At 71.7% G+C, this 8881-nt stretch carries 7 protein-coding genes; 1 reads left to right on the forward strand and 6 read right to left on the reverse strand.

Features of this window, described 5'->3' with window-relative positions; translation table 11 throughout:
* Window positions 1-31: 31 nt before the first annotated feature.
* From carB to pyrR, 6 genes are all read right to left on the reverse strand, one after another.
* The gene (gene carB, locus ACZ56B_RS25660; protein WP_468795166.1) at window positions 32-3340 is read right to left on the reverse strand and encodes a carbamoyl-phosphate synthase large subunit; all 3309 of its coding nucleotides are present in this window, start codon (window positions 3338-3340) and stop codon (window positions 32-34) included.
* Entirely contained in the window at window positions 3333-4475 is a 1143-nt protein-coding gene (gene carA / locus ACZ56B_RS25665) for a glutamine-hydrolyzing carbamoyl-phosphate synthase small subunit (RefSeq protein ID WP_468795169.1), read from the reverse strand. Before carA ends, carB begins: the two co-directional genes overlap by 8 nt.
* Window positions 4472-5032 carry a PH-like domain-containing protein gene (locus tag ACZ56B_RS25670; RefSeq protein ID WP_468795172.1) on the reverse strand — a complete coding sequence of 187 codons (561 nt, stop codon included), beginning with the start codon at window positions 5030-5032 and terminating at the stop codon, window positions 4472-4474. The genes carA and ACZ56B_RS25670 overlap by 4 nt, the downstream gene beginning before the upstream one ends.
* Window positions 5029-6315 (reverse strand): dihydroorotase, encoded by a 1287-nt coding sequence (locus tag ACZ56B_RS25675; RefSeq protein ID WP_468795175.1) that lies wholly within the window; start codon window positions 6313-6315, stop codon window positions 5029-5031. The genes ACZ56B_RS25670 and ACZ56B_RS25675 overlap by 4 nt, the downstream gene beginning before the upstream one ends.
* Window positions 6316-6320: 5 nt before the next feature.
* The gene (locus ACZ56B_RS25680; RefSeq protein ID WP_468795177.1) at window positions 6321-7319 is read right to left on the reverse strand and encodes an aspartate carbamoyltransferase catalytic subunit; all 999 of its coding nucleotides are present in this window, start codon (window positions 7317-7319) and stop codon (window positions 6321-6323) included.
* 101 nt (window positions 7320-7420) lie between these two features.
* A complete protein-coding gene (pyrR, locus tag ACZ56B_RS25685) occupies window positions 7421-7978 on the reverse strand; it encodes a bifunctional pyr operon transcriptional regulator/uracil phosphoribosyltransferase PyrR (RefSeq protein ID WP_468795180.1) in 558 nt (185 codons plus the stop codon).
* A 265-nt stretch (window positions 7979-8243) separates the two neighbouring features.
* Between pyrR and bldD the strand changes: the two genes are divergently transcribed.
* Window positions 8244-8747: a transcriptional regulator BldD gene (gene bldD / locus ACZ56B_RS25690; protein WP_030166512.1), complete on the forward strand. Its 504-nt coding sequence runs from the start codon at window positions 8244-8246 to the stop codon at window positions 8745-8747.
* Window positions 8748-8881 lie beyond the last annotated feature (134 nt).

Genomic DNA, 8881 nt, shown 5'->3' on the forward strand with positions numbered 1-8881 from the left:
GACACCGTTTCCGGTGTCCCCCTCGGGGCCGCTAGTCGCGGGCCGCGGTCAGGTGCTGCGCGTGTTCCTGGAGCGAGCGGACGCTCACGTCCCCCCGGCCCAGGGCGTCGATGCCCTGGACCGCGGCGGCGAGCGCCTGGACCGTCGTCAGGCACGGCACGGACCGCGCCACGGCCGCCGTGCGGATGTCGTAGCCGTCGAGGCGGCCGCCGGTTCCGTACGGGGTGTTGACGATGAGGTCGACCTCGCCGTCGTGGATGAGCTGGACGATGGTCTTCTCGCCGTTCGGGCCGGTGCCCTCGAAGTGCTTGCGCACCACGGTGGCGTTGATCCCGTTGCGCTTGAGGACCTCGGCGGTGCCGGAGGTGGCGAGCAGCTCGAAGCCGTGGGCCGCCAGCTCGCGCGCCGGGAAGATCATCGAGCGCTTGTCGCGGTTGGCGACCGAGATGAACGCGCGTCCCTTGGTGGGCAGCGGGCCGTAGGCGCCCGCCTGCGACTTGGCGTACGCCGTGCCGAAGACGGAGTCGATGCCCATGACCTCGCCGGTGGAGCGCATCTCCGGGCCGAGGACCGTGTCGACGCCGCGGCCGTGGATGTCGCGGAAGCGGGACCAGGGCAGCACCGCCTCCTTGACGGAGATCGGCGCGTCCAGCGGCATGTCGCCGCCGTCGCCGTGCGCCGGGAGCAGGCCCTCGGCGCGCAGCTCGGCGACGGTGGCGCCCAGCGAGATGCGGGCGGCGGCCTTGGCCAGCGGCACCGCGGTCGCCTTCGAGGTGAAGGGGACGGTGCGCGAGGCGCGCGGGTTGGCCTCCAGGACGTAGAGGATGTCCCCGGACAGCGCGAACTGGATGTTGATCAGGCCGCGCACCCCGACCCCGCGCGCGATGGCCTCCGTGGAGGCGCGCAGGCGCTTGATGTCGTGGCCGCCGAGGGTGATCGGGGGCAGGGCGCACGCGGAGTCGCCGGAGTGGATGCCGGCTTCCTCGATGTGCTCCATGACGCCGCCGAGGTACAGCTCCTCGCCGTCGTACAGCGCGTCGACGTCGATCTCTATGGCGTCGTCGAGGAAGCGGTCCACGAGCACCGGCCGCGAGGGGCCGATCTCGGTCGACTCGGCGATGTACGCCTCCAGCCGGGCCTCCTCGTAGACGATCTCCATGCCGCGTCCGCCGAGCACGTAGGACGGCCTCACGAGGACCGGGTAGCCGATCTCGTCGGCGATGGCCTTGGCCTCGGCGAAGGTGGTGGCGGTGCCGTGCTTGGGCGCCGGCAGGCCGGCCTCCTGGAGGACCCGGCCGAAGGCGCCGCGGTCCTCGGCGGCGTGGATGGCCTCCGGGGAGGTGCCGACGATCGGCACGCCGTTGTCCTTCAGCGCCTGCGCCAGGCCGAGCGGGGTCTGTCCGCCGAGCTGGACGACGACGCCCGCGACCGGCCCGGCCTGCTGCTCGGCGTGGACGATCTCCAGCACGTCCTCCAGCGTGAGCGGCTCGAAGTACAGCCGGTCGGAGGTGTCGTAGTCGGTGGAGACGGTCTCCGGGTTGCAGTTGACCATCACGGTCTCGTACCCGGCGTCGTGCAGCGCGAAGGAGGCGTGGACGCAGGAGTAGTCGAACTCGACGCCCTGGCCGATGCGGTTCGGGCCGGAGCCCAGGATGATGACGGCCGGCTTCTCGCGCGGGGCGACCTCGGTCTCCTCGTCGTAGGAGGAGTAGAAGTACGGGGTCCGCGCGGAGAACTCGGCGGCGCAGGTGTCGACCGTCTTGTAGACCGGGCGGATGCCGAGCACCTGGCGGACCTCGCGCACGACGTCCTCGCGCAGCCCGCGGATCTCGCCGATCTGCTGGTCGGAGAAGCCGTGCCGCTTGGCCTCGGCGAGCAGGTCGCGCGTCAGCTCGGGCGCCGCGGACAGCTCGTCGGCGATCTCCTTGATGAGGAAGAGCTGGTCGACGAACCAGGGGTCGATCCTCGTGGCCTCGAAGACCTCCTCGGGGGTGGCGCCCGCGCGGATGGCCTGCATGACGGCGTTGATCCGGCCGTCGGTCGGGCGGACGGCCTCGCGCAGCAGCTCGGCCTTGTCGCCGGGCTCGCCGACGAACGTGAACCGGCTGCCCTTCTTCTCCAGCGAGCGCAGCGCCTTCTGGAGGGCCTCGGTGAAGTTGCGGCCGATCGCCATGGCCTCGCCGACCGACTTCATGGTGGTGGTGAGGGTGGAGTCGGCGCTCGGGAACTTCTCGAAGGCGAACCGGGGCGCCTTGACGACCACGTAGTCCAGGGTCGGCTCGAAGGACGCCGGGGTCTCCTGCGTGATGTCGTTCGGGATCTCGTCGAGGGTGTAGCCGACGGCGAGCTTGGCGGCGATCTTGGCGATCGGGAAACCGGTCGCCTTGGAGGCCAGCGCCGAGGAGCGCGACACCCGGGGGTTCATCTCGATGACGATGACGCGGCCGTCGGCGGGGTTCACCGCGAACTGGATGTTGCAGCCGCCGGTGTCGACGCCGACCTCGCGGATGACCGCGATGCCGATGTCCCGCAGGGTCTGGTACTCGCGGTCGGTGAGCGTCATCGCCGGGGCGACGGTGATGGAGTCGCCGGTGTGCACGCCCATGGGGTCGAAGTTCTCGATGGAGCAGACGACCACGACGTTGTCGTGCTTGTCGCGCATCAGCTCCAGCTCGTACTCCTTCCAGCCGAGGATGGACTCCTCCAGGAGCACCTCGGTGGTCGGCGAGAGGGCCAGGCCCTGGCCGGCGATGCGGCGCAGCTCGTCCTCGTCGTGCGCGAAGCCGGAGCCGGCGCCGCCCATGGTGAAGGACGGGCGGACGACGACCGGGTAGCCGCCGAGCTCCTCGACGCCGGCCAGGACCTCGTCCATGGAGTGGCAGATCACCGAGCGGGCGGACTCGCCCTGTCCGATCTTCTTGCGGACCTCCTCGACGACCTCCTTGAACTGGTCGCGGTCCTCGCCCTTGTGGATGGCCTCGACGTTGGCGCCGATCAGCTCGACGCCGTACTTGTCGAGGACGCCGTTCTCGTGCAGGGAGATCGCGGTGTTGAGCGCCGTCTGGCCGCCCAGGGTGGGCAGCAGGGCGTCCGGCCGCTCCTTGGCGATGATCTTCTCGACGAACTCGGGGGTGATCGGCTCGACGTAGGTGGCGTCGGCGATCTCCGGGTCGGTCATGATCGTCGCCGGGTTGGAGTTCACCAGGACGACGCGCAGGCCCTCGGCCTTGAGCACGCGGCACGCCTGGGTGCCGGAGTAGTCGAACTCGGCGGCCTGGCCGATGACGATCGGGCCGGAGCCGATGACCAGGACGGACTGGATATCGGTGCGCTTAGGCACGCTGGCCCTCCATCAGGGAGACGAAGCGGTCGAACAGGTGGGCGGCGTCGTGCGGGCCCGCTGCCGCTTCGGGGTGGTACTGGACGCTGAAGGCCGGCTTGTCGAGCAGCCTGAGGCCCTCCACCACGTTGTCGTTCAGGCACACGTGGGAGACCTCGGCGCGGCCGAACGGGGTGTCGGAGACCCGGTCGAGCGGGGCGTCGACGGCGAAGCCGTGGTTGTGCGAGGTGACCTCGACCCTGCCGGTCGCACGGTCCTGGACCGGCTGGTTGATGCCGCGGTGGCCGTACTTCAGCTTGTAGGTGCCGAAGCCGAGGGCGCGGCCGAGGATCTGGTTGCCGAAGCAGATGCCGAACAGCGGGGTGCCGCGCTCCAGGACGTCCCGCATCACGGCGACGGCGTGGTCGGCGGTGGCGGGGTCGCCGGGGCCGTTGGAGAAGAACACGCCGTCGGGAGCGACGGCGTAGACGTCGTCGGCGGTGGCGGTCGGGGGCAGGATGTGCACCTCGATGCCGCGCTGGGTCATGCGCTGCGCGGTCATGCCCTTGATGCCGAGGTCGATCGCGGCGACGGTGAACCTCTTCTCGCCGGCCGCGGGGACGACGTACGCCTCGGTGGTGGCGACCTCGGAGGCGAGGTCGGCGCCCTCCATCGGGGGGACGTCCCGCACGCTCGCCAGCAGTGCGGCGTCGTCCCGCACGGCGTCGCCGCTGAAGATACCGACCCGCATGGCGCCCCGCTCGCGCAGGTGCCGGGTGAGCGCGCGGGTGTCGATGCCGCTGATGCCGACGACGCCCTGCGCGGCGAGTTCCTCGTCCAGGGGACGGCGGGAGCGCCAGTTGGAGGGGACCCGTGCGGGGTCGCGCACGACGTAGCCCGCGACCCAGATCCGCTGCGACTCGGGGTCGTCGTCGTTGACGCCCGTGTTGCCGACGTGCGGGGCGGTCATCACCACGACCTGGCGGTGGTACGACGGGTCGGTGAGGGTCTCCTGGTAGCCGGTCATGCCGGTGGAGAACACCGCTTCGCCGAAGGTCTCCCCCACCGCCCCGTAGGCACGGCCGCGGAAGATCCGGCCGTCCTCCAGGACGAGTACGGCGGGAACCCTGGCGGCTCCCCTGGTGGAGGTTGTCATCGTGCGCCTTCCGTCTTGGAGATCATGTGGTTGAGGGTGTCGACCCACTCGTTGTGCTCGGCCGCGCGGTCCGAGCGGAAGCCGGAGTCGACCAGCCGGTCGCCGTGCGCCCAGGTGACGACCAGCAGGCCGCCCTCGGTGAGGACCTTGCCGGCGATGCCCTTGTCGAGCCGGGCCCCGCGCAGCGCGCCGGCCGGGACGAAGAAGTCCTCCGCTCCGGGCCGCACGACGTCCAGTCCGGCGTCGGTGAGCGTCAGCTCGGCCCGGCTGCGGGTGCCCAGGCCGTGCGCCACGATGCGGTCGAGCCACTGGCCGGCGGTGGTGGAGCCGTGGTAGCGGCCGCTCATGGTCAGCCTCGCCGGGCCGGGGTCCTCCGGCGCGGTGTGCAGCTCCGGGAGGTCGCCCTGGAGGGTGCCGCGCCACTTCCAGCCCTCGCGCATCAGCCAGTAGACGAGCGCGACGAAGAGGGCGAGTCCGACGATCCAGCCGATCCGGGCGGCCCAGTCGGTCACTTCCGCCGATTCCTTCTCGGCGGCCAGCAGGAGTACAGGTGTCACGTGAGCTTCCCGTCGACGAGTGTGGCCTTGCCCCGGAGCCAGGTGTGCGTGACACGGCCCGGCAGCTCACGGCCCTCGTACGGGGTGTTGCGGCTGCGCGAGGCGAAGCCCGCGGGGTCCACGGGACCACGGTATGCCGTGTCGACGAGGGTGAGGTTGGCGGGCTCGCCTGGCGAGACGGGACGGCCGTGGCCCTCGGCCCGTCCGATGCGCGCGGGGGTGAAGGACATGCGGTCGGCGACGCCGGCCCAGTCCAGCAGCCCCGTGTCGACCATGGTCTCCTGGACCACCGACAGCGCGGTCTCCAGGCCGACCATGCCCATGGCGGCGGCGGCCCACTCGCAGTCCTTGTCCTCGTGCGGGTGCGGGGCGTGGTCGGTGGCGACGATGTCGATCGTGCCGTCGGCGAGCGCCTCGCGCAGCGCGTGGACGTCCCGCTCGGTGCGCAGCGGCGGGTTGACCTTGTAGACCGGGTCGTACGTGCGCACCAGTTCGTCGGTGAGGAGCAGGTGGTGCGGGGTGACCTCGGCGGTGACCCGGATGCCGCGGGACTTGGCCCAGCGGACGATCTCGACGCTGCCCGCCGTGGAGAGGTGGCAGATGTGGACGCGGGAGCCGACGTGGTCGGCGAGCAGCACGTCCCGGGCGATGACCGACTCCTCGGCGACGGCCGGCCAGCCCCCGAGCCCCAGCTCGGCGGAGACGACGCCCTCGTTCATCTGGGCGCCCTCGGTCAGCCGCGGCTCCTGCGCGTGCTGGGCGACGACCCCGTCGAAGGCCTTCACGTACTCCAGGGCGCGGCGCATGATCACCGCGTCGTGGACGCACTTGCCGTCGTCGGAGAAGACGGTGACGCCGGCGGCCGACTCGTGCATGGCGCCCAGCTCGGCGAGCTTGTGCCCCTCCAGGCCGACGGTGACGGCGCCGACGGGCCGCACGTCGCAGTAGCCGTGCTCCCTGCCGAGCCGCCAGACCTGCTCGACCACGCCGGCGGTGTCGGCCACCGGGAAGGTGTTGGCCATGGCGAACACGGCCGTGTAGCCGCCGCTCGCCGCCGCGCGGGTGCCGGTCAGCACCGTCTCGGAGTCCTCGCGGCCGGGCTCGCGCAGATGGGTGTGCAGGTCGACCAGGCCCGGCAGCAGCACCTTGCCGGCGGCCTCGACGACCTCGGCGCCCTCGGCACCCAGTCCGGTGCCCACCTCGGCGATGGTCCCGCCGTCGATCAGGACGTCCTGCGGGTCGCCGCCGAGCACCTTCGCACCGCGGATCAGGATCTTGCTCATCTGTCTTACTTCTCCTCGGTGGTGTGGGGGCGGGTGACGGCGGGCACGTTCCGGGAGTCGACCACGGCGCCGCCCAGGAGCAGGTAGAGGACGGCCATCCGGATGGAGACCCCGTTGGTGACCTGCTCGACGGCGGTGCAGCGGTCGGAGTCGGCGACCTCGGCGGTGATCTCCATGCCGCGCACCATCGGGCCGGGGTGCATCACCAGGGCGTGCTCGGGCATCCGCGCCATGCGGTCGCCGTCGAGGCCGTAACGCCGTGCGTACTCGCGCTCGGTGGGGAAGAACGCGGCGTTCATCCGCTCGCGCTGGACCCGCAGCATCATCACGGCGTCGGACTTGGGCAGGGCGCCGTCGAGGTCGTAGGAGACCTCGCAGGGCCAGGACCCGACGCCGACCGGCAGCAGGGTCGGCGGGGCGACGAGGGTCACCTCGGCGCCGAGGGTGTGCAGCAGGTCGACGTTGGAGCGGGCGACCCGGCTGTGCAGGACGTCGCCGACGATCGTGACGCGGCGGCCGGAGAGGTCCCGGCCGAGCCCGGCGTCCCGGCCGACGAGCCGGCGCCGCATGGTGAAGGCGTCGAGCAGGGCCTGGGTGGGGTGCTGGTGGGTGCCGTCGCCGGCGTTGATGACGGAGGCGTCGATCCAGCCCGAGTTGGCCAGGCGGTAGGGGGCTCCGGAGGCGCCGTGCCGGATGACCACGGCGTCGACCCCCATGGCCTCCAGGGTCTGGGCGGTGTCCTTGAGCGACTCGCCCTTGGAGACGCTGGAGCCCTTGGCGGTGAAGTTGATGACGTCCGCGGACAGCCGCTTCTCGGCGGCCTCGAAGGAGATCCGGGTCCGCGTCGAGTCCTCGAAGAAGAGGTTGACGACGGTCCGGCCGCGCAGGGTCGGCAGTTTCTTGATCGGCCGGTCGGCGACCCGGGCCATCTCCTCGGCGGTGTCGAGGATCAGGACGGCGTCGTCGCGGGTGAGGTCGGCGGCCGAGATGAGATGGCGCTGCATCTGTCAGGCTCCGTAAGGCAGTTCGACGAGGCGAGATCGGGCAGCCGGGCACGCGCGGGGCATGCCGGGCCGGCGCGCGGCGTCGGCGCGCGCCCGATGTGCTACTGAGCGGTCCGCTTCGCGCCGAGCAGGACGGTGTCGCGGCCGTCCTCCTCGGTGAGCAGGACCTTGACCGTCTCCCGCAACGACGTGGGGAGGTTCTTGCCGACGTAGTCGGCGCGGATGGGCAGTTCGCGGTGGCCGCGGTCGACGAGGACGGCGAGCTGCACCGCGCGGGGGCGCCCGATGTCGTTCAGCGCGTCCAGGGCGGCGCGGATGGTGCGGCCGGAGAAGAGGACGTCGTCGACGAGCACGACCAGCCGGCCGTCGATGCCGTCACCGGGGATCTCGGTGCGGGCCAGCGCGCGCGGCGGGTGCATGCGCAGGTCGTCGCGGTACATGGTGATGTCCAGCGAGCCGACCGGGACCTTGCGCTCGGTGATCTGCTCGAGCTTGGCGGCGAGCCGCTGGGCGAGGAAGACGCCTCGGGTCGGGATGCCGAGGAGCACCACGTCGTCGGCGCCCTTGGCGCGCTCGACGATCTCGTGGGCGATGCGGGTCAGCACCCGCGCGATGTCGGGGCCCTCGAGAACGGGCCGCGCATCGGACTGCGTGTCCATGGGAAGCGGACCTCCTTCTCCGCCTCACGGGACGGACCTTAAAGGACGTCGGAATTGCGTCGCCTACGGTATCAGGTCGCGGCGACACGCCCGACCACCCCGAGATCACCCCGATGGCGCAGCCGATCTCCGATAGCACGGAAGAGTCGGCGTGGACCGTTCGGCTTGACGCACGAGAGTAACGCTGCGTAACCTCACAGTGAGTTACCAGCCGCGCGGCTCGGAAAACCGAACCAGTCGCGTCGACACAGTGCCGGGGAGCCATATGTCCAGCGAATACGCCAAACAGCTCGGGGCCAAGCTCCGGGCGATCCGCACCCAGCAGGGCCTTTCCCTCCACGGTGTCGAGGAGAAGTCCCAGGGACGCTGGAAGGCGGTCGTGGTCGGTTCGTACGAGCGCGGGGACCGCGCCGTGACCGTGCAGCGCCTCGCGGAGCTGGCGGACTTCTACGGCGTTCCGGTGCAGGAGCTGCTGCCGGGCACCACCCCGGGGGGCGCCGCCGAGCCGCCGCCGAAACTGGTCCTGGACCTGGAGCGGCTGGCCACGGTGCCGGCCGAGAAGGCGGGCCCGCTGCAGCGCTACGCGGCGACGATCCAGTCCCAGCGCGGCGACTACAACGGCAAGGTGCTCTCGATCCGCCAGGACGACCTGCGCACCCTCGCCGTCATCTACGACCAGTCGCCCTCGGTCCTCACCGAGCAGCTGATCAGCTGGGGCGTCCTGGACGCGGACGCGCGGCGCGCGGTGGCCTCCCACGAGGAGGGCTGAGCCCGCGGCGCTCCGCGAGCCGGGCCGGACGGAAAGCAGAAACGTACCGGGGGGGGGGGGGGGGGGGGGGGGGGGGGGGGGGGGGGGGGGGGGGGGGGGGGGGGGGGGGGGTGGGGGGGGTGGGGGGGGGGAGT

The sequence above is a fragment of the Streptomyces sp. NPDC034670 genome (genome assembly GCF_055574875.1).